This window comes from Bifidobacterium bifidum ATCC 29521 = JCM 1255 = DSM 20456, from assembly GCF_001025135.1.
GTDB classification, from domain to species: Bacteria; Actinomycetota; Actinomycetes; order Actinomycetales; family Bifidobacteriaceae; genus Bifidobacterium; species Bifidobacterium bifidum.
Genome location: NZ_AP012323.1, coordinates 1579866 through 1604337, shown reverse-complemented (window position 1 = coordinate 1604337; position 24472 = coordinate 1579866). Strand labels below are relative to the sequence as shown.

General features: G+C 62.4%; 13 protein-coding genes, 2 rRNA genes and 1 pseudogene. 13 read left to right on the top strand and 3 right to left on the bottom strand.

Annotated features, from left to right (window positions below; all coding sequences use genetic code 11):
* The first annotated feature begins 12 nt into the window (after positions 1-12).
* Both BBBF_RS06750 and BBBF_RS06745 read left to right on the top strand, forming a co-directional pair.
* On the top strand, positions 13-4476 hold the full coding sequence (locus BBBF_RS06750; RefSeq protein WP_033509852.1) for an alpha-L-fucosidase: 4464 nt from the start codon (positions 13-15) through the stop codon (positions 4474-4476).
* Between the two features lie 107 nt (positions 4477-4583).
* Positions 4584-4856, top strand: coding sequence for an NAD(P)-dependent oxidoreductase (locus BBBF_RS06745; protein ID WP_003817977.1), 273 nt, complete (start codon positions 4584-4586; stop codon positions 4854-4856).
* Between the two features lie 64 nt (positions 4857-4920).
* Here BBBF_RS06745 and BBBF_RS06740 read toward each other — a convergent pair whose 3' ends face one another.
* Complete coding sequence (locus tag BBBF_RS06740) at positions 4921-5934, bottom strand: LacI family DNA-binding transcriptional regulator (protein ID WP_013363741.1); 1014 nt, start codon at positions 5932-5934, stop codon at positions 4921-4923.
* Positions 5935-6159: 225 nt separating this feature from the next.
* Here BBBF_RS06740 and BBBF_RS06735 point away from each other — a divergent pair, with 225 nt between their 5' ends.
* The 4 genes and pseudogenes from BBBF_RS06735 (at position 6160) to BBBF_RS06720 (ending at position 11370) form a co-directional block, all read left to right on the top strand.
* Positions 6160-6849: a carbohydrate ABC transporter permease gene (locus tag BBBF_RS06735; RefSeq protein ID WP_033509849.1), complete on the top strand. Its 690-nt coding sequence runs from the start codon at positions 6160-6162 to the stop codon at positions 6847-6849.
* A 239-nt stretch (positions 6850-7088) separates the two neighbouring features.
* A complete protein-coding gene (locus tag BBBF_RS06730; protein ID WP_003814931.1) occupies positions 7089-9158 on the top strand; it encodes a beta-galactosidase in 2070 nt (689 codons plus the stop codon).
* Between the two features lie 70 nt (positions 9159-9228).
* Positions 9229-9629: pseudogene (locus BBBF_RS10755) on the top strand (hypothetical protein); the annotation flags it as partial.
* Between the two features lie 319 nt (positions 9630-9948).
* On the top strand, positions 9949-11370 hold the full coding sequence (locus tag BBBF_RS06720) for an ABC transporter substrate-binding protein (RefSeq protein WP_021647859.1): 1422 nt from the start codon (positions 9949-9951) through the stop codon (positions 11368-11370).
* Positions 11371-11433: 63 nt separating this feature from the next.
* Here BBBF_RS06720 and BBBF_RS06715 read toward each other — a convergent pair whose 3' ends face one another.
* Positions 11434-12204: a type III pantothenate kinase gene (locus tag BBBF_RS06715; RefSeq protein ID WP_003814936.1), complete on the bottom strand. Its 771-nt coding sequence runs from the start codon at positions 12202-12204 to the stop codon at positions 11434-11436.
* Between the two features lie 178 nt (positions 12205-12382).
* On the opposite strand from BBBF_RS06715, the gene BBBF_RS06710 reads away from it, so the two are divergent.
* The 5 genes from BBBF_RS06710 to BBBF_RS06690 all read left to right on the top strand — a co-directional run bounded on the left by BBBF_RS06710 (position 12383) and on the right by BBBF_RS06690 (position 17738).
* Positions 12383-14053, top strand: coding sequence for an ABC transporter substrate-binding protein (locus BBBF_RS06710; protein ID WP_021647860.1), 1671 nt, complete (start codon positions 12383-12385; stop codon positions 14051-14053).
* Positions 14054-14150: 97 nt separating this feature from the next.
* Entirely contained in the window at positions 14151-15128 is a 978-nt protein-coding gene (locus tag BBBF_RS06705; RefSeq protein ID WP_021647861.1) for an ABC transporter permease, read from the top strand.
* A 128-nt stretch (positions 15129-15256) separates the two neighbouring features.
* On the top strand, positions 15257-16084 hold the full coding sequence (locus tag BBBF_RS06700) for an ABC transporter permease (RefSeq protein ID WP_231855251.1): 828 nt from the start codon (positions 15257-15259) through the stop codon (positions 16082-16084).
* Positions 16081-16881 carry an ABC transporter ATP-binding protein gene (locus tag BBBF_RS06695; protein ID WP_021647863.1) on the top strand — a complete coding sequence of 267 codons (801 nt, stop codon included), beginning with the start codon at positions 16081-16083 and terminating at the stop codon, positions 16879-16881. The genes BBBF_RS06700 and BBBF_RS06695 overlap by 4 nt, the downstream gene beginning before the upstream one ends.
* Positions 16882-16919: 38 nt before the next feature.
* Positions 16920-17738 (top strand): ABC transporter ATP-binding protein, encoded by an 819-nt coding sequence (locus BBBF_RS06690; RefSeq protein ID WP_021647864.1) that lies wholly within the window; start codon positions 16920-16922, stop codon positions 17736-17738.
* A gap of 36 nt (positions 17739-17774) precedes the next feature.
* Here the strand turns inward: BBBF_RS06690 and BBBF_RS06685 are convergent, their stop codons facing one another.
* The gene (locus BBBF_RS06685) at positions 17775-18776 is read right to left on the bottom strand and encodes a D-2-hydroxyacid dehydrogenase family protein (protein WP_021647865.1); all 1002 of its coding nucleotides are present in this window, start codon (positions 18774-18776) and stop codon (positions 17775-17777) included.
* 505 nt (positions 18777-19281) lie between these two features.
* On the opposite strand from BBBF_RS06685, the gene BBBF_RS06680 reads away from it, so the two are divergent.
* Together BBBF_RS06680 and BBBF_RS06675 are read left to right on the top strand one after the other, a co-directional pair.
* Positions 19282-20809: ribosomal RNA gene (locus BBBF_RS06680) — 16S ribosomal RNA — on the top strand.
* 455 nt (positions 20810-21264) lie between these two features.
* Positions 21265-24312, top strand: a 23S ribosomal RNA gene (locus BBBF_RS06675).
* The 16S and 23S rRNA genes sit together here, the layout of an rRNA operon.
* The last annotated feature ends 160 nt before the right edge of the window (positions 24313-24472 follow it).

Below are 24472 nucleotides of genomic sequence, written 5' to 3'. Positions count from 1 at the left end.
GAGGATTGAAATATGCTACACACAGCATCAAGAGGATGCTCGCGTTCGTGGCTGCGCAGACTCACCGCATTGATAGCGGTCTCGGCGCTCGCGTTCGTGGCATTGCCGAACGTCGCGGTGGCGGCGGATCCGACGGAATACCTCGATGTGTCGTTCGGCGGCACGTTCGCTGCAGACACTTACACCACAGGTGGCGACGAGGTGGCGAGGGGCTCCGTGACCAAGCACGGCAGCATACCGACCAAGCTTGACGGCGGCGGCATCACCCTCGCTGGCGGCACCAACGGCGTGACATTCACCTCGACCGCGAGCTTCAGCGCGAGCGGGAAGGCGAACAAGGGATTCCGCGCCGAAATGGAATACCGTACGAAGCAGACGCCCAACAACCTCGCCACATTGTTCTCCGCCATGGGCAACATCTTCGTGCGGGCGAACGGCAGCAACCTCGAATACGGCTTCTCCACGAACCCTTCCGGCAGTACATGGAATGACTACAAGAAGTCCGTGACGCTGCCTTCCAACAATGTGAAGCACATCATCCAGCTGACATATCTGCCGGGAGCCGACGGCGCTGCCTCGACGTTGCAGTTGTCGGTGGATGGCGTGGCCGGCGAGACCGCCACCTCCGCGGCCGGTGAGCTCGCGGCCGTCAGCGATTCCGTCAAGAACAAGTTCGGGATCGGCTACGAGGTGAACCCTGCTTCCGGCGCGGCGAGCCGCGGTCTTGCCGGTGACGTGTTCCGCGTGCGTGTCGCCGATTCGAACGCCCCGTGGGAGATTCTTGACGCATCCCAGCTGCTGCATGTCGATTTCAACGGCACGTTCAGCGGCACTTCATATACCGCGGCGAGCGGCGAGCAGATGCTGGGCTCGCTGGTGTCGCGCTCAGCCAATCCGTCCATCTCGAACTCCGCCGTCACGCTGGGCGGCGGCACGGCCGGATTCGATTTCACGCCCACGGACTTCACCCTCGGTAACAACGAGGCCCTCACCACGCCGCTGGTCGCGGAGCTGCGCTTCACCCCGACGCAGACCGGCGACAACCAGACCCTGTTCGGCGCGGGCGGCAACCTGTTCCTGCGCTACGAGTCGAACAAGCTCGTGTTCGGCGCCTCCACCAAGTCCGGCAATAATTGGACCGACCACAAGATCGAGTCCGCGGCCGCCACGGGTGCGGAGCACGTCGTGTCGGTGGCGTACGTGCCCAATGAGGCCGGCACCGGCGCGAAGCTCGTCATGCGCGTGGATGGCGGCGACGCCCAGACCAAGGACATCACCGGTCTGGCTTACCTGAATTCGGGCATCAAGGGCAAGGTCGGCTTCGGCAACGAAGTGCATTCCGCCGCGCTCAGCCGCGGCTTCGTCGGCTCGCTGAGCGAGATCCGCCTGGCCAAAACCTCCGCGAACTTCACCACCAACGAATTCAAGCTGGTCTACTCTCAGGTCAGCTGCGACACGTCGGGCATCAAGGAGGCGAATACCTTCGACGTGGAGCCCGCCGAGTGCGAGGCCGCGCTTAAGACCAAGCTGTCCAAGCTGCGTCCGACCGAAGGGCAGGCCGACTACATCGACTGGGGTCAGATCGGTTTCCTCCATTACGGCATCAACACGTACTACAACCAGGAGTGGGGTCACGGTAACGAGGATCCCTCCCGCATCAACCCGACCGGCCTCGACACTGACCAGTGGGCGAAGTCCTTCGCCGACGGTGGCTTCAAGATGATCATGGTGACGGTCAAGCACCATGACGGTTTCGAGCTGTACGACTCGCGGTACAACACCGAGCACGACTGGGCAAACACCGCCGTCGCCAAGCGCACGGGGGAGAAGGACCTGTTCCGCAAGATTGTCGCCTCGGCGAAGAAATACGGCCTGAAGGTCGGCATCTACTATTCGCCGGCCGATTCCTACATGGAGAGGAAGGGCGTCTGGGGCAACAACTCTGCACGCGTCGAGCGCACGATCCCCACGCTGGTAAAGAACGACGACCGCGCCGGCAAGGTGGCTTCCGGCAAACTGCCCACGTTCAAGTACAAGGCCACGGATTACGGCGCCTACATGCTCAACCAGCTCTATGAGCTGCTGACTGAGTACGGCGACATCTCCGAGGTCTGGTTCGACGGTGCCCAAGGCAACACCGCAGGCACTGAGCATTACGACTATGGCGTGTTCTACGAGATGATCCGCCGGCTTCAGCCTCAGGCAATTCAGGCCAACGCCGCATACGATGCCCGATGGGTGGGCAACGAGGACGGCTGGGCCCGTCAGACCGAGTGGAGCCCGCAGGCGGCATACAACGATGGCGTGGACAAGGTGTCGCTCAAGCCTAGCCAGATGGCCCCCGACGGTAAGCTTGGCACCATGTCGAGCGTGCTGTCCGAGATCCGCAGCGGCGCCGCCAACCAGTTGCACTGGTATCCGGCCGAAGTCGACGCCAAGAACCGGCCCGGATGGTTCTACCATGCCAGCCAATCGCCGGCGTCCGTAGCCGAAGTCGTGAAGTACTACGAGCAGTCCACGGGACGCAACTCGCAGTATCTGCTGAACGTCCCACCGTCCGATACCGGCAAGCTCGCCGATGCGGATGCCGCGGGACTTAAGGGGCTGGGCGAGGAGCTCGCCCGACGCTACGGCACCGATCTTGCCCTGGGCAAGAGCGCGACCGTCGCCGCGTCCGCGAACGACACCGCGGTAGCGGCCCCGAAGCTGACCGACGGTTCGAAGCTCTCCTCCGACAAGGCCGTGGGTAATACGCCGACGTACACCATCGATCTGGGCAGCACTGTCGCCGTGGATGCAGTGAAGATCTCCGAGGACGTGCGCAATGCCGGCCAGCAGATCGAAAGCGCCACCCTGCAGGGACGAGTCAATGGAACATGGACGAATCTGGCGACTATGACGACGGTCGGGCAGCAGCGCGACCTTCGCTTCACGTCCCAGAACATCGATGCCATCCGTCTGGTGGTCAACTCCTCCCGCGGTCCGGTGCGTCTGAGCCGTCTTGAGGTGTTCCACACCGAATCTGAGATTCAGACCGGCGCCCGCGCCTACTACATCGACCCGACGGCGCAGACCGCGGGAGATGGATTCACGAAGGACAAGCCCATGACGTCGATCGAGCAGCTGCACGATGTGACCGTCGCGCCAGGCTCCGTGATCTTCGTCAAGGCGGGCACCGAGCTGACCGGGGACTTCGCCGTCTTCGGCTACGGCACCAAGGACGAGCCCATCACCGTGACGACATACGGCGAAAGCGACAAAGCCACCACCGCGAGATTCGACGGCATGACCGCCGAGCTGACGCTGAAGCAGGCGCTGAAGGCGCTCGGCAAGGACGACGCCGGCTGGGTCGTGGCCGATTCCGCCACTGCACCGGCCTCCCGCGTGTATGTCCCGCAGGATGAGATCAGCGTGCACGCCCAGTCGTCGCAGAACTCCGGCGCAGAGGCGGCGAGGGCGCTCGACGGCGACTCGTCGACGAGCTGGCACTCCCAGTACAGCCCGACCACCGCGTCCGCCCCGCATTGGGTGACTCTCGATCTCGGCAAATCGCGTGAGAACGTCGCCTACTTCGACTACCTCGCCCGTATCGACGGCAACAATAACGGTGCCGCCAAGGATTACGAGGTGTATGTCTCCGACGATTCCAACGATTTTGGAGCCCCTGTGGCCTCGGGCACGTTGAAGAACGTCGCCTACACGCAGCGTATCAAGCTGACCCCCAAGAACGGACGGTACGTCAAGTTTGTCATCAAGACCGATTATTCCGGATCGAACTTCGGCTCCGCGGCGGAAATGAATGTCGAGTTGCTGCCCACGGCCGTAGAGGAGGACAAGGTCGCCACCCCGCAGAAGCCGACAGTGGACGATGATGCCGATACATACACCATCCCCGACATCGAGGGAGTCGTGTACAAGGTCGACGGCAAGGTGTTGGCCGCTGGTTCCGTAGTGAACGTGGGCGATGAGAACGTGACCGTCACGGTCACCGCCGAGCCCGCCGACGGATACCGCTTCCCGGATGGTGTGACGTCCCCAGTCACGTATGAGCTGACGTTCACCAAGAAGGGTGGCGAGAAGCCTCCGACCGAAGTCAACAAGGACAAGCTGCACGCCACGATCACCAAGGCTCAGGCGATCGACCGTTCCGCCTATACGGACGAGTCGCTCAAGGTGCTTGATGACAAGCTCGCCGCAGCGCTCAAGGTCTATGACGACGACAAGGTGAGCCAGGATGATGTCGATGCCGCCGAGGCGGCTCTGTCTGCGGCGATCGACGCGCTGAAGACCAAGCCGACGACCCCCGGCGGTGAAGGTGAGAAGCCTGGTGAAGGCAACAAGCCCGGCGACGGCAAGAAGCCCGGCGACGTGATCGCAAAGACCGGCGCCTCCACAATGGGCGTTGTCTTCGCTGCGCTCGCGATGGTAGCGGGTGCGGTCGTGACGCTTGAAGCCAAGCGTAAGTCCAACCGGTAACATCGGTTCTCCGGCCGTCTGATGCGCCGGCCCGTCTCCTAGAAAAGACGGGCCGGCGCATCGTCATTTTTATCACCGGCGTCGCGGCAATATTCCGTGCGCCTACAATGTCGATATATGCCCGTCAACAAGGGGAGCGGCGATGGCACGATGTCGGCCGTGCGCTGAGCGTGCGCGGCTCCACGGTGCTGGTGGTCGGCACCGGGGGCATCGGCTCGCATTTCGCCAGCATATGCAAGGCCATGGGCGCGAACACGCTGGGAGTGCGTCGTGACCCGACCCGCACGGCGGAAGGCATCGACCGGATGTATCGCATTGGAGAACGTAAGGCGTTATGTAGCCGGCGAACCTCTGACGAATCGCCGACGCTGAACGGATAATGACCTCGGTCTCGCCCGTTCGACACCGGCGAGACCGAAGCCATTATCGCTTGAGATTCGTCGTCTAGGATTCCAGGTCGCGCACCGACCCGCGTTCCACCAGCTCCGCGGGAACCACGGTCTTCACGCCCGAAGGCACTCGAAGGCCCTCGCACAGACGCTTGGTCATGAAGAACGCCTCGCGTCCGATGTCGTTGAATTTCATGCGCATGGTGGTCAGCGACAGCCGTGGAATCGTCCCGCTCAGCGAATCGTCCACTCCGACGATGCTGACGTCTTCCGGCACGCGTTTGCCGGCGGCCTGCAATCCGAGCATCGCGCCATACGCCATCTGGTCGTTGGCCGCATAGATCGCGGTGCAATCGGGGTCGTGAGCCAGCGCGAGTCCGGCCTGATATCCGCTGTCCGCCTCCCAGTCGCCCATATAGGTCGGAGGGATGCGCAGCCCCAGTTGGTCGAGCGTGTCGTGCCACCCCTGCGCGCGGCTTTCCGCGGCTCGCGATGAGGACGGCCCGGCGATGTGGTAGACGGTCTTGTGCCCCTTGCTGAGCAGATAGTCCACGACGGCGGCTGAGCAGCCGTACTGGTCGGCATCGATGGTGGGGCAGTAGTTCGCGGGATCCTCGGAGATGATAACGACCGGCAGCTCCTTGGGCGGGCGGAACTCCGAGAAGTCCGTCACGTGCTCCTCCATGACGGCGATGACACCGTCCACGGGAAGCTGCTTCATACGCTCGATGGCGGCATGCAGGGTGCGTTCCCGATTGCGTCCGAAGGACTGCATCGTGATGGCGTAACCATTGCTGTTCGCCGCGTCGGCGATGCCGCCGAGGATACGCGCGTTGCCATAGGTGAGCATGTTGAACAGCACGACGCCGACATCCTTGAACTTGCCGTGCTTAAGCGCCCTGGCCGCATAGTTGGGCCGGTAACCCAGCTTGGCCATGGCGGCTTCCACACGCTGCCGTGTTTCCGGCCGGACGGCATTGCTTCCGTTGGCGACTCGTGAGACCGTCTGGGGCGACACGCTGGCGGCTTTCGCCACGTCCTGCATGGAAGCGGGTTGCGAATGATCCATGGTTCCTGCTTGTTTTTTGGCATTTTTATGTTTTGGTTACCATCAGTATAGACTATTTCCTGATGACTTGCCGTACCCTGAAGTGGACAATTCCAACAATATTGATATTATGGTAACGCAAACATTTATAGAGGGTGCATTTCGCGGAACAAGTTCAATGAGCTGTTGCGTTGTGGCAAGTTCTGTGCGGTGTGCTTCGCTTCGAGTCCTTCGAAGGAGAGGGGCATGACATCGGTGAGTGTGTCGCCTTTGGCTCGTGTGAATAAGCACAAGCGGGATTGGCGTGGTTGGAAGTTCATGTGGCCGTTCGCGTTGGTGTTCGTGTTCATCGTGCCGATCTTCGCGGTCTGCTGCCTGTTCCCGTTCGTCTCCATGCTCATCAACGCGACGAAGACCCAATCGGACTTCACGGGCGCGTTCGGCCTGGGCTTTGGCAAGACGTTCGCGCTGTGGGACAACATCGTGACGGTGTTCACCCATGACGACGGCATCTTCGCGCGCTGGCTGGTCAACACGCTGATCTACGTGGTGGTGGGCGCGGGCGGCGCGACCCTGCTGGCGATCATGGGCGGCTACGCTTTGACGAAGTTCCGCTTCCCGGGCCGCAAGGCCGTGTCCGCGGTGATCATCGGCTCGATCTCGGTGCCGGGCATCGCGCTGGCGGCCCTGTTCACGATCGTTGCCACGTGGAACGACTGCTTTCTGCCGCTGATCATGTTGAAGGACTCGGACTGGTTCCCGCTGACCATCGGTCTGAACCAGCGGAAGGACCAAGCGTCCACTGCGGGCGGCCAAGCCATCCAGAACCTGGTCATCACGGGCTCGCTGATCACGATCATCCCGCTGGTCATCGCGTTCCTGTGCCTGCAGAAGTACTGGCAGTCCGGCCTCGCCGCCGGCGCCATCAAGGAGTGATCTCGCGGGAGGGCCAGTGTCCGCTTGCAGCATGCGTCACGTTCGTTTGACGGTCTTGACGTGCGCCTAGCGGCTGGCTCTCCATACGGAACATGTATATGATATGGAGGGACGCTCACCGTGTGCGATGCGGGCTGGCGCGATATGGCACCAGCCCGCTCGCATGTCACAGTTGATTTTTCGTCGATGCGACGGTTCGGCCGGGGGCGTCAGACAATGAACAAGTAATGGAGCGGAACATGAGTAAACGCAGAAAGCACAGTTGGCCGCAGCCGCTGAAGGGCGCCGAATCCCGTCTCTGGTATGGCGGTGATTACAATCCCGACCAATGGCCGGAGGAGGTCTGGGACGATGATATCCGTCTGATGAAGAAGGCCGGCGTCAACCTTGTATCAGTCGGCATCTTCTCATGGGCGAAGATCGAGCCGGAGGAAGGCAAGTACGATTTCGACTGGCTGGACCGTGCCATCGATAAGCTCGGCAAGGCGGGCATCGCTGTAGACCTCGCCTCCGCCACCGCCTCCCCGCCGATGTGGCTGACCCAGGCCCATCCGGAGGTGCTGTGGAAGGACGAGCGCGGCGACACCGTGTGGCCGGGCGCCCGTGAGCATTGGCGTCCGACGAGCCCTGTGTTCCGCGAGTACGCGCTGAACCTGTGCCGTCGTATGGCCGAGCACTATAAGGGCAACCCATACGTGGTGGCCTGGCACGTGAGCAACGAATACGGCTGCCACAACCGCTTCGACTACTCGGACGACGCCATGCGCGCCTTCCAGAAGTGGTGCAAGAAGCGCTACAAGACCATCGACGCGGTGAACGAGGCCTGGGGAACAGCGTTCTGGGCCCAGCACATGAACGATTTCTCCGAGATCATCCCGCCTCGCTACATCGGTGACGGCAACTTCATGAACCCGGGCAAGCTGCTCGACTACAAGCGGTTCAGCTCCGACGCGCTCAAGGAGCTCTACATCGCCGAACGTGACGTGCTGGAGTCCATCACGCCGGGTCTGCCGCTGACCACCAATTTCATGGTGTCCGCCGGCGGCTCGATGCTTGACTATGACGACTGGGGTGCGGAGGTCGATTTCGTCTCCAACGACCACTACTTCACGCCGGGCGAGGACCATTTCGACGAGGTTGCGTACGCCGCGTCGCTGATGGACGGCATTTCACGCAAGGAACCGTGGTTCCAGATGGAGCATTCCACCTCCGCGGTGAATTGGCGTCCGATCAACTACCGTGCGGAGCCGGGCTCGGTCGTGCGCGACTCCCTCGCGCAGGTCGCCATGGGCGCCGACGCCATCTGCTACTTCCAGTGGCGACAGTCCAAGGCCGGCGCGGAGAAGTGGCACTCCTCGATGGTGCCGCATGCGGGCGAGGATTCGCAGATCTTCCGTGATGTGTGCGAGCTGGGCGCCGATCTGGGACGTCTGTCCGACGAGGGTCTGATGGGCACCAAGACGGTCAAGTCCAAGGTCGCCGTCGTGTTCGACTACGAGTCCCAGTGGGCCACCGAGTACACCGCGAACCCGACCCAGCAGGTCGATCATTGGACCGAGCCGTTGGATTGGTTCCGCGCGCTTGCCGACAACGGCATCACCGCCGACGTGGTTCCGGTGCGGTCCGATTGGGATTCCTACGAGATTGCCGTGCTGCCGTGCGTGTATTTGCTGTCCGAAGAGACGAGCCGCAGGGTTCGGGAGTTCGTGGCGAACGGCGGCAAGTTGTTCGTGACGTACTACACCGGATTGAGCGACGAGAACGACCACATCTGGCTTGGCGGCTACCCGGGCTCGATTCGTGACGTCGTCGGCGTGCGCGTCGAAGAGTTCGCCCCGATGGGCAACGACATGCCGGGCGCATTGGATCACCTCGACCTGGACAATGGCACGGTGGCGCATGACTTTGCCGACGTGATCACGTCCACGGCCGACACGTCCACGGTACTGGCCTCCTATAAGGCGGAACGCTGGACCGGCATGAACGAGGTGCCGGCCATCGTGGCCAACGGGTATGGCGACGGGCGGACCGTATATGTCGGATGCCGTCTGGGCCGTCAGGGGCTTGCGAAGAGCCTGCCGGCGATGCTGGGTTCCATGGGGCTGTCGGACCTCGCCGGTGATGGCCGCGTGCTGCGTGTCGAACGCGCCGACGCCGCGGCGGCGAGCCGCTTCGAGTTCGTGTTCAACCGCACCCATGAACCGGTGACCGTCGACGTTGAAGGGGAGGCCATCGCGGCTTCGCTCGCGCATGTCGACGACGGGCGGGCCACCATCGATCCGACGGGTGTTGTCGTGCTCAGGCGATAATCGTTGGAAACACTGGGCTGTAAGGGCTTAGGAAAGGCGTATGTTTGCGGTGACACGCGACATACGCCTTATGGGAAAGAAGGCGCTGGCGCTTACCGGGCTGCGGCGATGCTGGTCAGCGTCGCTGCGTGCGGCAACTCAAGCAGCAGCTCCGCTCCGAAGCAGGAAGGCGATGTCAAGGAAATCACCGTGTGGGCTTGGGGCCTACGCTGACTCAGGTGGCCAAGGACTTCAAAAAAGGAGACCGGCATCAATGTCAACCTGGTGAACACCGGCCAGGGCGACAAGACCTGGGACGAGTTCTATCAGGACGCCAAGAAGATTCACACCCTTGGCGACAACTACTACATCACGTCCGACACCGGTGTCGCCGGCTTCTACGACTCGATGACCTGGCTGGCCAGTGCGACGCTGTTCTCCACCGAAGGCGAGACGGTCACCATTAACCTGACTGGCGCCCCGAAGGTCAAGGCCCGCGGTATCTTCGGCGACTACCTTGGCAAGTCCTACACCGGCAACCAGAAGCTGAGCGATGGTGTCGCCGCTTTGGGAACAGGCTCTGAAGGACTACGCGAAGGATCAGGGCTACACCGTCAAGTAACCTTCGCAGTCAAACAATCTGGCGTGGTAATGACCGGAATACGGTGACCTTCGGTCATCCCTTCCTCGTGTGAAGGCCCCTCCCCTCATCAGGGAGGGGCCTTCACGTATCTTCACCTGTTGCAGCGCGCGTGTAGACTCTACGATGAGCGAATTCTTCCCGATACATCGAGCACGCTAAGGAGATGACATGACGATATCGGCACGGTTGCGGCGGCTGCGCCTGCGTATCTCGGCGTTGCTCACGATCTGTGCGATGACGCTGGCAGTCGCCTCCTGCGGGCAGCCGGACACGCGCACCGTCATCACCGTCTGGTCGTGGGAACCCAGCATGACGACGCTGATCGCCGATTTCGAGAAGGCTAATCCAGACGTCCGCGTGAAGCTGAACAACATCAGCGGCTACGACCACCTCAACAGCGCTATACAGGACGGGTACGGCACGCCCGACGTGGTGCAGCTCGAATACTATGCCCTGCCGCAGTACGCGGTGAGCGGCCAGCTGATGGACCTCACCGGTCGTGTCGGCAGCTACAGCTCGTTCTTCACCCCAGGCACCTGGGCGTCGGTGCAGCTCGCGCAGCGCACGTACGCGCTACCCATGGATTCCGGGCCTATGGCGTTCTTCTACAACGATGACGCATTCCGCCAGGCCGGTGTCGACGCGACCAAGATCACCACATGGGATGATTATTACGAGGCCGCGAAAAAGCTGAAAAACATCGGCGTGTACATCGCCGCAGACGCCGGTGACGCCAGCTTCTACAATGCGATGATATGGCTCGCGGGCGGTCGGCCCTTCCATACGTCATCCGACGGCAAGACCGTGACCGTCGATCTCAAGGGCGACGCCGGAACCAGGACGTTCACCGAATTCTGGCAGCGCATGATCGACGAGGGACTGGTCAACACCCATCTCAAAGTCTGGTCCGAGGATTGGAAACGTGCGCTGGGTGGCGGGTCGGTCGCCTCCGTGTTCGCCGGAGCCTGGATGCCGTCGCTGCTGCTGGCCGACGTGCCGGGCACATCGGGACTGTGGCGCGTCACGCGCATGCCGACTCAGGACGGCACGGTCACCAATGCCGAGAACGGCGGCTCCGCGCTGGGCGTGCTGCACACCACACGCAAGCCTGAAGCGGCATTCCGTTTCGTGGACTATGTCTGCCACAACAAATCCGGCATCAAGACCCGCGTCGATGGTGGCGCCTTCCCGGCCGACAATGTGACGTTGAACAGCGGCGAATTCCTCAACAAGACCACCGTCACCAGTGAGCATCACGCCGAGGTGGAGTATTTCGGCGGGCAGCGGTTCAACGAGGTGCTGTCCGAGGCAGCGGAGTCCGTGTCGGTCGGATACCAGTACCTGCCGTTCGAAGTGTACGCGCGCAGCGACTTCCGCAGCGCCACCGCAGACGCATACACGTGGTCGGCGGCCAAGCAGGCATACGACCGGGCCAAGGCGCGCAAGGACGCAGGACTGACCAATGACGATGGCGGTCCGATTACACTGCCGGACCGACCCGGCAAGAAGATCACGCTGATGAGCGGCATCGCCGCATGGCAGCGCGACCTCAAGGAGTACGGCGTCAATCAGGGCTTCACCATCAAATGACCTGCGCCGGCGTGGCCAATGCCGAAGCCGGTCACGCGAACCCGTTGTGCCTGCCCGCGCGATTCAGCGATGTGAGTTGCGGCTGTGGATCAGCGCCATGCCTTTGAAGATCAGCTCGGGGTCATACACGTCGATCAGCTCCGTGTCATCCTTGAACACGCGGCCCAGGCCGCCGGTCGCCACGACGGTGAACGGCTCGTCCAGCTCCATGCGGAACTGCCGGATCGTGCGTTCGATGCCGCCGAGGAAGTTGTAGTAGAGTCCGGCCTGCATCGCGGTCTTCGTGCCTGTGGCGAGAATGGATTTCGGCTTGGTGATTTCCACCTCGGGCAGCTGGGCCGTCTCGCCCCACAAGGCCGCCGCGGCCGTGCGGATGCCCGTGGTGATCAGGCCGCAGGTGATCACGCCCTCGTCATTGACGTAGTTGAACGTCGTGGCGGTGCCGAAATCGGCGACCAGCACCGGACCGCCGTACGTGTAATACGCGCCCACGCAGTCGGCGAGGCAGTCCGAACCCAGCGACTTCGGGTCGTCGATGCGAATGTTGATGCCGGTTTTGATTCCAGGGCCGACCACCATGGGATTGATGTTCAGGAACTTGATGATGCTTGCACGGAACGAGTGCATGACCTTCGGCACGACGGACGCGATGATCACGTCATCGATATCAGAGGGACGCAGACCGCTCAGCGCGAGGAACTGCGTGATCATCAGGCCGTACTCGTCGGACGTGTGGTTCGATTTCGTCGTGATTCGGTAGGTGCCGATGATGTCGTCGCCGTCCAGGAAGCCGAGAACGATGTTGGTGTTGCCGATGTCGACCGCTACGAGCATGCGAATCCCCTTATGAATCGTGATGCGTGGGCGCATCATGAACGGATGCCTTCACCCATGATAGAACGCCAGCGCGGCATCCGCGCGAGTCAGGTTCGACCTGACGCTACAATGTCCTGTGGCGGACGACCCGCAAGGGCGGCCAGCCGCAGTATCACAATACAAATGAAGAGGAATCATGACTGAAAACCATGGTGCGCACGGCGACGCCGGCGCAACCGACAACGAAGATCTGAACACACAGGAAACCGCTGCGACGAACGAGAGCGCCGCGGCCAGCATGGACGCGCAGCTGGAGAGCCGCGCCAAGAACGCCGCCGGGCACCGGCGGGCTACATGGTGGATCGTCGCCATCGTCGCCGTGATCGCGGTCGTCGCCGTCGTCGCGGGATGCATCGCGGCGTTCGCCGGACGCAAAAACGACACGACGGGCGCCAAGGCGAACGATACGGTCACCATCGGGTTGAAACTCGCGCCCACCAACCTCGACATCCGCAACACCGCCGGATCGGCCATCGACCAGGTACTCATCGGCAACGTCTACGAGGGACTCGTGGCGCGCGACGAGCACAATCAGGTCGTACCAGCCATCGCGAAGGCATGGGATGTCAGCGACGACGGCACCACATACACGTTTCATCTCAACGACGGCATGACGTTCTCGAACGGAGACAAGCTCGACGCCGACGACGTGGCATGGTCCATCAACGAGCTCGTCACGAAGCAGTACCACGACGCCGATTCGCTGGTCAACTTCGTCTCCGTCAAAGCGAGCGACCCGAACACCGTCGAACTCAAGCTCAGCGCGCCGTACGCGAACCTGCTGTGGGTGCTGACCGGCCGTCCCGGACTCGTGTTCGACAAGGACGCGAAATACGACGCGAAGACCCAGGCGATCGGCTCCGGCCCGTACACCGTCGAGAAGTTCGTCACCAACTCGTCCATAACGCTCAAGGCGAACCCCAACTACTGGGGCGCCAACAAGGCGAAGACCGACACGGTCGTCGTGCGGTATTTCACCGACGACAACGCGGCCGTGAACGCGCTCAAGTCCGGCGATGTGCAGGTGCTCGCGCCGATCAGCGAGAACCTGGCCGAACCGTTCACCAAGGACAGCGACCATTACGTGGTCAAGGCCGGCGACGATACCGACAAATTCGTGCTCGCGTTCAACGGCACCGGAGCGAAGACCTCCGACAAGCGCGTGCGCCAGGCGATTCGCTATGCCATCAACCATAAGGAGATCATCGCCTCGCGCGGCGGTTCGGACACCGCCCTCGGCGGCCCGATCCCCTCCCTCGACCCCGGCTACGAGGACCTGACCGGCATCTACCCGTACGACCTTGACAAGGCGAAGTCGCTGATGTCCGAGGCGGGATACTCCGAATCGAAGCCGCTGCAGCTGAGCCTGACCTACGCGAACATATACGGCACCGAGATCGGCGACCAGCTGCGCAGCCAGCTCAAGAAGATCGGCATCGACCTGAAGGTCAACGTGGTCGAATTCTCCACGTGGCTGCAGGACGTGTATACGAACAGGAATTACGACATCTCGCTCGTTGACCACAACGAAAGCCACGACTTCTACCAGTGGGCCGACCCGACCTACTACTACAACTACGACAACAAGGAGGTCCAGGCCCTGTACGCCAAGGCGGTCGCCGCCACGAACGACGACGACCGCGACAAGCTGCTCGCCGAAGCCGCACGCAAGGTGTCCGAAGACGCCCCCGCCGACTGGCTGTTCAACTACCGCGTCACCACCGCGTACGCGAAGGGCGTCACCGGCTTCCCGATCAACCTCAACCAGACCCTGTTGCCGCTGTACAACGTCGCCTACACCAAGTGACGGCTGAAATCGCCGCGTATCCCGACACAGGCGATTCCGGCCGTCGAGGTCGGGGGCTGTGACGGGATGCGCGGCGTTCTCACCGGAAGGAGTCCACTTGCGATTCGTCATACGCCGTCTGCTGCTGTTCGCGGCGGCGCTGTTCGGCATCTCCATCGTCGTGTTCGCGGCATTGCGCGTGCTGCCCGGCGACGTGGCCTCGGTGATGGCCGGGCTGAATTCCCCGCCGGAACGGGTCGCCGCGCTGCGCTCGCAACTCGGTCTGGACCGGCCGCTGATCGCGCAATACGCCGACTGGATCGGCGCGTTGCTGCACGGTGATTTCGGCACCTCCATTCTGACCGGCCGCTCCATCAGCGCCCAGGTCGGCGAGCGGGCATCGGTGACGTTCCCGCTGATCGTCCTCGGGCTGCTTATCGCGATGGGGCTGGGCATTCCGCTGGGATGCGAGGCGACACTGGCCCGCAGCCGCGCCGCTCGCGGCATGTTTCACATGGTCGCCATCATCGGCGGCGCCGTGCCCGCGCTGTGGGGCGGTCTGCTGCTGATCCTGCTGTTCTCGCGCGGAACCGGACTGATTGGCGTGTTTCCGTCGCAGGGATTCCCCCAAGGCGGGTGGTCCGATTTCGGTTCGGCGCTGATGTCGCTGGTGTTGCCAGCCTGCTCGGTGGGCATCATCGTGGGGGCCGGGCTGATGCGGTACACCCGCTCGGCATTGGGCGGACTGGCATCCTCCGGTTACATCGACATGGCCATGTCCTGTGGCATGACCCACCGGCAGGCGGTGCTGTGCGTGGGATTGCGCCTCGCCATGCCGCAACTGGTCTCCGTCATCGGACTGACGTTCGCGGAGATGGTCACCGGCGTCATGGTCATCGAGAACCTGTTCGCGCTGCCGGGCATCGGCAACGGTCTGGTGACCGATGTCGGCAACCGTGATCTCATCGCCGTGCAGAGCGAGCTGTTCATGCTGGCGGCTTTTTTCCTGCTGATCGGCCTGCTGGTCGACCTGCTGCATCGGGTGCTTGACCCGCGGCTGAAGTCGGCTGACGATGTCACGGAGGTGAACGCATGACGCGACCGATCGATGCCAAGACTCAAGCCGGAGCCGGAAAACCGTCTTCCGGGAACAGCGCGACGACGGCGCAAGACCGTGCCCGCACTGCCCGCGGCGTGCGCGCCGCACGTGTCGTTCTGGGTACGATGTGGGGCCACGCCGCGGGCAAGTTCTCGCTGATCGTGCTCGGCCTATGGCTGGCATCATCCGCGGTGTCGCTGGTCTGGACCCCGTATTTGCTGTGGAGCACCGACGGCTACCATGTGTGGGCGAAGCCGTCGCGCGACCACTGGCTGGGAACCGACGGCACCGGTGCCGACGTGTTCAGCTGGTTGCTGGCCGGCTCCCGCACCAACCTGCTGATCGTCGTGCTGACCGTGGCCGTCGCTGCGATGTTCGGACTGGCCATCGTGGCGTTGATGGTGTCCAGGCACGCGGCGCTTTCGGCGGTATCGGTGGTCGTCGTCGACGCGCTGATATCCATTCCCACGGTGCTGATCGCGCTGATTCTCGCCGTGCCGCTCGGTCCGTCCGTGGCCGTCATCGTGATCGCGTGCGGATTCGGATACGGGTTGAATCTGGCGCGCGTGTCCCGCCCTCAGGCGATGCTCGCCGCGAGTTCGTCCTATGTCGAGTCGGCGCTGTCGAACGGCGCTTCGGGACTGAACGTGCTGGCGCGCCATATCCTGCCGAATATCTCGCCTGTGCTGACGGTGCAGCTGTCACTGTCGGCAGGCACCGCGGTGTTGGCCGAAAGCGGTCTGACGTACCTTGGCATCGGCGTGCCGTCGGGCGTGCCCAGTTGGGGGCACTCCCTGGCCACGTCCGTGAAGTTCATCAACGTGTACCCGCTGACCGTGCTGTGGCCGGGGCTGATCGTCACGCTCGTGGTGGTCGCGTTGAACCTGTTCGGCGACGCGCTGCGCGACGCCGCCGACCCATTGACGAATCCCCGATTGCGAGGTGCGCGATGAGCGTTACGGTTCGTGACCTGAACATTGCCATCGGCGGTGCGCCCATCGTGCGCGGCGTCGACTTGGATATCGCCGACGCGCAGCGCGTCGGCCTGGTGGGGGCATCGGGCTCCGGCAAGTCGATGATTTCCAAGGCGATGCTCGGCCTGCTGCCGACGCATGCCGTGGTGTCCGGCTCGGTAGTGATGGGCGGCATGGAGACGGTCGGTACGGATGACAGGCGTCTTGCCGACATCCGTGGCCGTTACGCCGGCATGGTGTTCCAGAATCCGGCCGCATCCCTCAATCCGGTGATGAGTGTGGAGAAGCAGGTCGGACTACCGCTGCGGCTCCATTATGACCTGACCGCCGTCGAGCGTCGGGAGCGTGTCCGCGCGATGATCCGCAAGGTCGGGCTGCCGGACGACGTCCTCGGCAAATTCCCCCACGAGTTGTCCGGCGGGCAGCAGCAGCGCGTCGGCATCGCCACTGCGCTGATTACCTCTCCGCGTTTCATCATCGCCGACGAGCCGACGACCGCGCTTGATTCGATCACCCAGCGGCAGATCGTGCGCCTGCTGGTCTCCCTGGTCGATGACACGGGCGCGTCACTGCTGTTCATCACCCATGATTTCGCCGTGCTGGCCCACGCGACGACGCACTGCTATGTGCTTGACGAAGGGCGGATAGTGGAGTCAGGGCGCACCGCCGACGTTCTCGCCTCGCCGCGCGACGAGCGGACGCGGCGGCTGGTCGGGGCTGCCCGGGAACTGACATTGCATGCCGGGGATGCCGGGGATAAGGAGCAGTCATCGTGAGCGATTTCCGTATATCCCAAGTTGCCGCGTCATCCTCCATGACGGAACCGTCAACAAGTGGTTCCGAGCGGAAACTCGACAGGCCCGCCGTCGTATTGGGCGCGCGGTCGATCTGCAAGTCGTTCGGCCGGCGCGCCGCCGCGCATCAGGTGCTGTTCGACGTGGACGTGGACGTATATGAGGGGGAGTGCCTTGCTGTGATCGGCGGCTCCGGCTCCGGCAAGTCGACGTTGACCCGCATCATGCTGGGGTTGGGGAACGCCGATGGCGGCACTGTGGAGTACCGCGGCACGCCGGTGCTGCGTGGCGGCTCCGGTCTGCGGCGGCTGCGCCACGATTCCGGACTGATATATCAGGATCCCTACGGATCACTGGACCCCAGATGGACGGTCGGCGATATCGTCGCCGAGCCGTTGTCCCTGCGACGGCGGGGGAGCAGGCCCGACCCCGCAGGCATTCGCGAGAATGTGCACGCGGCGCTGGAACGGGTCGGATTGGATGCCGGCGTGTTCATCGACCGATATCCGATGGATCTGTCTGGCGGCCAGGCGCAGCGCGTCGCCATCGCCCGCGCGATCATCACCGAGCCGGACGTGATACTCGCCGATGAGCCGATGAGCGCCATCGATGTGCCGGCTCGCCTGCAGATCCTGGAGACGTTCGCCGCGATCCGACAGGCCAGGCCGTCCACGGCGCTGATCATGGTTTCGCACGACCTGGGCGTCGTGCAGCATATAGCGGACCGTATTCTCGTGCTGCACGACGGTCATGTGGTGGAGGTCGGCTCCACTGCAAGCATTCTGGGCGATCCCAAGTCCGAATATACGGTTCGTCTTATCGAAGCCGCCTCACTGTAGCGGTGCCGTGGCAAGCGCCGCCACGGCTGACTGGTGCTACAGCACGGCGTTATAGTCGCCGCCAGTGAAATACGAGGCCACCGCGTCGATCACCTGTCGGGTCAGATTGACGCAGGCCTCGTCGTCACGCCATGCCACATGCGGCGTCAATACGACATTGTCCAAGGAGCGCAGCGGGTCGTCCATCGGCAGCGGCTCATGGTCGAACACGTCGATGGCCGCACGCACGTCGCCTCGTTGAAGCCGGCGGGTCAACGCCCCCGGTTCAATGATTTCTGCGCGGGCGGTATTGACGATCATCGAACCGGGGCGCATCCGGTCGAGCTGCCGAGACGTGATGATGCCTGCGGTGCCGTCGAGCAGCGGCAGATGCAGGCTGATGATATCCGAATGCGCGAACACCTCATCCATATCGTCAATGAGGGTGATGTCCAACCCATCGATGCCGTGCACATGGCTGTTCCATACCAGTGTCTTCATGCCGAAACCATTGGCGATGCGGGCGACGGTCCGGCCGATGCCGCCGAATCCGACCAGACCGAGCTTCTTGCCGTGCAGCCCGATGCCGTCGATGCCGCCCCAGTCGCCGCGACGCACCTGCGCGTCAAGCCGGCCGACCTGTCGGGCGAGCTCCATGATCAGGGCGAATGCGTGCTCGGCCACGGCATGGTCGCCGTAATGCACGACGTTGCACACGCGGATGCCACGCTCGCGCGCGACGGGAAGATTGATGTAGCTGGCGACGCCGGTGCCGCCGAACGCAAAGCACGAGACATGGCCCCGAACGGTCATCGCGTCCAATATGTCATCGGTGATGTGGAAGCCGATGACGATGACGGCTTCGGCATCCTTGGTGCGTTCGAGGATGGTGTCGGTGTCCAGCGTGAAATCGCAGTGCATGCGGATGCGGGCGATATCGTGCAGCAGGGGGAAGTTGGCGGCGAACGGCTCGATCATTGATTCGACGATCACGGGAATCACGATGAGCGGCAGATCCGTGCGCTCCGGTTGGGTTTCGATGATGTTTCGTTCGTTCATACTGAAACATTAGGACGCGCTGTACCCGGCATGCGGCGACGCGGACGCGGTGAATGGGCGGTGAACAATCCGCGACACGCCGAAATACAGTGAGTGTAGTGCCGTGTGGAGCGGTATTCGAGGTCTATTCTGGTATCAGAAGGCCAAAAACAGGCTTTTGCGACACGCCGAAGGAACCGCGTCATTGCAACGGTTCCTAGCTTTCCTGCGCCCATCGGTTTGCGTTGTTCGCCCATCCCGTGTATGTTTATCTCTTGCTGCTCAGCACGGCGGACTTCTCCTCCTGAGAACGAAGCTTGTTGATGTGTGGTGGTTTGAGAACTCAAGAGTGTGTTTGTACTACTTTTTTGGTTGATTTTATGCCAGTCCGGTTCCCGCCTGCGGGTGTTTGCCCGTGGGTGCGCGAGGGCGCTTGATGGGGGCCGGGGTTTTTCGTGCGGACTTCTTTTCCTTATTAAGAAGTCGCGTCAATTTTTGGGGTCATCAATGGTTCCCTTTCGTTTTTTTTGTGGAGGGTTCGATTCTGGCTCAGGATGAACGCTGGCGGCGTGCTTAACACATGCAAGTCGAACGGGATCCATCAAGCTTGCTTGGTGGTGAGAGTGGCGAACGGGTGAGTAATGCGTGACCGACCTGCCCCATGCTCCGGAATAGCTCCTGGAAACGGGTGGTAATGCCGGATGTTCCACATGATCGCATGTGATTGTGGGAAAGATTCTATCGGCGTGGGATGGGGTCGCGTCCTATCAGCTTGTTGGTGAGGTAACGGCTCACCAAGGCTTCGACGGGTAGCCGGCCTGAGAGGGCGACCGGCCACATTGGGACTGAGATACGGCCCAGACTCCTACGGGAGGCAGCAGTGGGGAATATTGCACAATGGGCGCAAGCCTGATGCAGCGACGCCGCGTGAGGGATGGAGGCCTTCGGGTTGTAAACCTCTTTTGTTTGGGAGCAAGCCTTCGGGTGAGTGTACCTTTCGAATAAGCGCCGGCTAACTACGTGCCAGCAGCCGCGGTAATACGTAGGGCGCAAGCGTTATCCGGATTTATTGGGCGTAAAGGGCTCGTAGGCGGCTCGTCGCGTCCGGTGTGAAAGTCCATCGCTTAACGGTGGATCTGCGCCGGGTACGGGCGGGCTGGAGTGCGGTAGGGGAGACTGGAATTCCCGGTGTAACGGTGGAATGTGTAGATATCGGGAAGAACACCGATGGCGAAGGCAGGTCTCTGGGCCGTCACTGACGCTGAGGAGCGAAAGCGTGGGGAGCGAACAGGATTAGATACCCTGGTAGTCCACGCCGTAAACGGTGGACGCTGGATGTGGGGCACGTTCCACGTGTTCCGTGTCGGAGCTAACGCGTTAAGCGTCCCGCCTGGGGAGTACGGCCGCAAGGCTAAAACTCAAAGAAATTGACGGGGGCCCGCACAAGCGGCGGAGCATGCGGATTAATTCGATGCAACGCGAAGAACCTTACCTGGGCTTGACATGTTCCCGACGACGCCAGAGATGGCGTTTCCCTTCGGGGCGGGTTCACAGGTGGTGCATGGTCGTCGTCAGCTCGTGTCGTGAGATGTTGGGTTAAGTCCCGCAACGAGCGCAACCCTCGCCCCGTGTTGCCAGCACGTTATGGTGGGAACTCACGGGGGACCGCCGGGGTTAACTCGGAGGAAGGTGGGGATGACGTCAGATCATCATGCCCCTTACGTCCAGGGCTTCACGCATGCTACAATGGCCGGTACAGCGGGATGCGACATGGCGACATGGAGCGGATCCCTGAAAACCGGTCTCAGTTCGGATCGGAGCCTGCAACCCGGCTCCGTGAAGGCGGAGTCGCTAGTAATCGCGGATCAGCAACGCCGCGGTGAATGCGTTCCCGGGCCTTGTACACACCGCCCGTCAAGTCATGAAAGTGGGCAGCACCCGAAGCCGGTGGCCTAACCCCTTGTGGGATGGAGCCGTCTAAGGTGAGGCTCGTGATTGGGACTAAGTCGTAACAAGGTAGCCGTACCGGAAGGTGCGGCTGGATCACCTCCTTTCTACGGAGATTTCAGGCCACTGTCTGGTGGCCGGTGTGTGCCCCCTTGCCCCGGATGTGCCGGGTGTGTGGGGGTTGCTGGTGTGGAAGAGTGGAGTCGGCCTTCGGGCGTGCCGGTCGTGCGGTGCGTCCAGGAGTGGTGCGGGCATGCTTTTGGGTTCCCGGACCGCCACCCCGCGCCGTTTGGCGTGGCTGGTGTTCCGTGCCCCGTGCCGGTCGCCCGTCCCCTGGTGGGGTGGGTGGGCTCGCGTGCGGGTGCGTGGTGGTTTGAGAACTGGATAGTGGACGCGAGCAGGGGACGCCCTTTCGGGGGTGTCTTCTGCTGTTGATTTCGCCGGACTCTTCGGAGTCTGGTGTTTGATCGTTTTGTGTGTGATCATTTGTGTGATGATTTGTGTTGCCAGCGGAGTTTTTGCCGTGGGCTTGCGGTTTCCCGCCGTTCCCGGATGGGTCGTGCGGGTTGCTTGCAAGGGCGTATGGTGGATGCCTTGGCAGACAGTACCGATGAAGGACGTTTGAGGCTGCGATATGCCTCGGGGAGCCGCCAGCAGGGCTTTGATCCGAGGATTTCCGAATGGGGGAACCCGCCGGCCGTCATGGGCCGGCACCGCGTTCGCGCGGGGGGTACGCAGGGAAGTGAAACATCTCAGTACCTGCAGGAAAGGATGTTCCGTGAGTAGTGGCGAGCGAAAGCGGATCAGGCCAAACCGCGCGCGTGTGACAGGCGCCAGCCGTTGCGCGCGTGGTGTTGAGGGAGCGTGTGTCCGGGTCCTGGCGGGCCCGGCCGGAGTGATAAAACGGCGTGTGAGGCGAACCGGATTGAATGCCGGGCCGCAGAGGGTGATGGCCCCGTAGCCGAACGCGCGTCGTCTCCGGATCGTGTTTCCCAAGTAGCGCGGGACTCGTGGAATCCCGTGTGAATCCGCCCCGACCGTGGGGTAAGCCTAGATATACCTGTCTGACCGATAGCGAACTAGTACCGTGAGGGAAAGGTGAAAAGCACCCCGGGAGGGGAGTGAAACAGTCTCTGAAACCGTGCGCTTACAAACCGTCGGAGCCTTTCGGGGTGACGGCGTGCCTATCGAAAAATGAGTCTGCGAGTCAGTGGCACGTGGCGAGCGTAACCCGTGTGGGGTACGCGTAGCGAAGGCGAGTCTCAAAAGGCGTTTGAGTCGCGTGTCCTGGACCCGAAGCGGGATGATCTAGCCCTGAGCAGGTTGAAGCGCGGGTAAGACCGCGTGGAGGACCGAACCCACCTGGGTTGAAAACCGGGGGGATGACTTGGGGTTAGGGGTGAAAGGCCAATCAAATTCCGTGATAGCTGGTTCTCTCCGAAATGCATTTAGGTGCAGCGTCGGGGATTACGTCCGGGGGGTAGAGCTACTGGATGCTTGAGGGCCCGTATCGGGTACCGACAGCAGCCAAACTCCGAATACCCGTGACGCGTATCCCGGCAGTGAGTCGGCGGGGGATAAGCTCCGTCGTCGAAAGGGAGACAGCCCAGATCGTCGTCTAAGGTCCCCAAGCGCGTGCTAAGTGGGAAAGGATGTGGAGTCGCATAGACAGCCAGGAGGTTGGCTCAGAAGCAGCCACCCTTGAAAGAGTGCGTAACAGCTCACTGGTCTAGTGGTTCCGCGCCGACAATGTAGCGGGGCTCAAGCACGCCACCGAAGACGCGGCAGCGTCCGTTTGGATGCTGGGTAGGAGAGCGTCCCCATCGGGGCGAAGCGGCGGCGCAAGCCTGCCGTGGACCGTTGGGGAGTGAGAATGCAGACATGAGTAGCGAGAGGCGGGTGCGAATCCCGCCCGCTGGATGACCAAGGGTTCCGGGGCCACGTTCGTCGTCCCCGGGTGAGTCGGGTCCTAAGGCGAGGCCGACAGGCGTAGTCGAATGGATGAACGGGCTGATATTCCCGTACCGGCAGCGAACCGAAACAACCGAGGCCTGGGGCGCTAACCTCCGGGTCCGTGCCGTCTCCCCTTTCGGGGGGTCGCGGCGCGGGCGCGTTGGGATCCCCCCTCGTAGTAGGTCAGCGCAGGAGTGACGCATCAGGGCAGCCGGCCGCGGAGGTGGTTTTCCGTGGTCAAGCGTTCGAGCCCGTCCCGCAGGCAAATCCGCGGGGCATCGGGGCGAGGCGTGATGATGGGGGCCTTACGGCCCGAATCCGGTGATCCGTGGTGCCGAGAAAAGCTTCGGCGTCAGGCGCGTTGCCGCCCGTACCCCAAACCGACACTGGTGGTCAGGTAGAGAATACCAAAGCGATCGAGCGAATCCTGGTCAAGGAACTCGGCAAATTGCTCCCGTGCCTTCGGCATAAGGGAGACCCCCTGCGGTGATGAGCGGCGGGGGGTGGCACAGGCCAGGGGGTAGCGACTGTTTACCAAAAACACAGGAGCGTGCGAAGGCGCAAGCCGCTGTATACGCTCTGACGCCTGCCCGGTGCCGGAAGGTTAAGAGGATCCGTCAGCTTTCTGCGAAGCGGTGAATTCAAGCCCCGGTAAACGGCGGTGGTAACTATAACCATCCTAAGGTAGCGAAATTCCTTGTCGGGTAAGTTCCGACCTGCACGAATGGCGTAACGACTTCCCCACTGTCTCGACCAGGAGCTCGGCGAAATTGCAGTACGAGTAAAGATGCTCGTTAAGCGCAGAAGGACGAAAAGACCCCGGGACCTTTACTATACCTTGGTATTGGCATTAGGCGCGGATTGTGTAGCATAGGCGGGAGGCTTCGAGGCGGGTGCGCCAGCATCCGCGGAGCCGCAAGGTGAAATACCGCTCTGTTCTCGTTTGATGTCTAACCTCGAACAGTCATCCTGTTCAGGGACAGTGCCTGGCGGGTAGTTCAACTGGGGCGGTTGCCTCCCAAAGAGTAACGGAGGCGCTCAAAGGTCCGCTCGGCCCGGTTGGCAATCGGGTGTCGAGTGTAATCGCACAAGCGGGCTTGACTGCGAGATCGACGGATCGAGCAGGGACGAAAGTCGGAGATAGTGATCCGGTGCCGGCGCACGGGCGCGGCATCGCTCAACGGATAAAAGGTACCCCGGGGATAACAGGCTGATCATTCCCAAGAGTCCATATCGACGGGATGGTTTGGCACCTCGATGTCGGCTCGTCGCATCCTGGGGCTGGAGCAGGTCCCAAGGGTTCGGCTGTTCGCCGATCAAAGCGGCACGCGAGCTGGGTTCAGAACGTCGTGAGACAGTTTGGTCTCTATCCTCTGCGCTCGTTGGAATCTTGAGGAGGCCTGCCCATAGTACGAGAGGACCTGGGTGGACGAACCTCTGGTATGCCGGTCGTCACGCCAGTGGCGCGGCCGGTTGGCTACGTTCGGAAGGGATAACCGCTGAAAGCATCTAAGCGGGAAGCCTTCTCCAAGATAAGGATTCCATGCGGCCCCGAGCCGCTGAAGACCCCATGCAGAACACGTGGTCGATAGGCCGGACGTGGAAGCCCCGCGAGGGGTGGAGCCGACCGGTACTAATGGTCGAGAGGCAACCCACATCCACACGCCCGCGAGGGTGTGTGGCGCAGGACCCGGCAGGGCCCCGCGAAGGCGCACAGGGAGCACGGTCCTCACACGCGCACGATCAGTCAACAGCAACGAATCGCGTCCATTGTCCGGTCCCCGAACCGCCACACGCCGGCGGGAAACCCCTGTTTC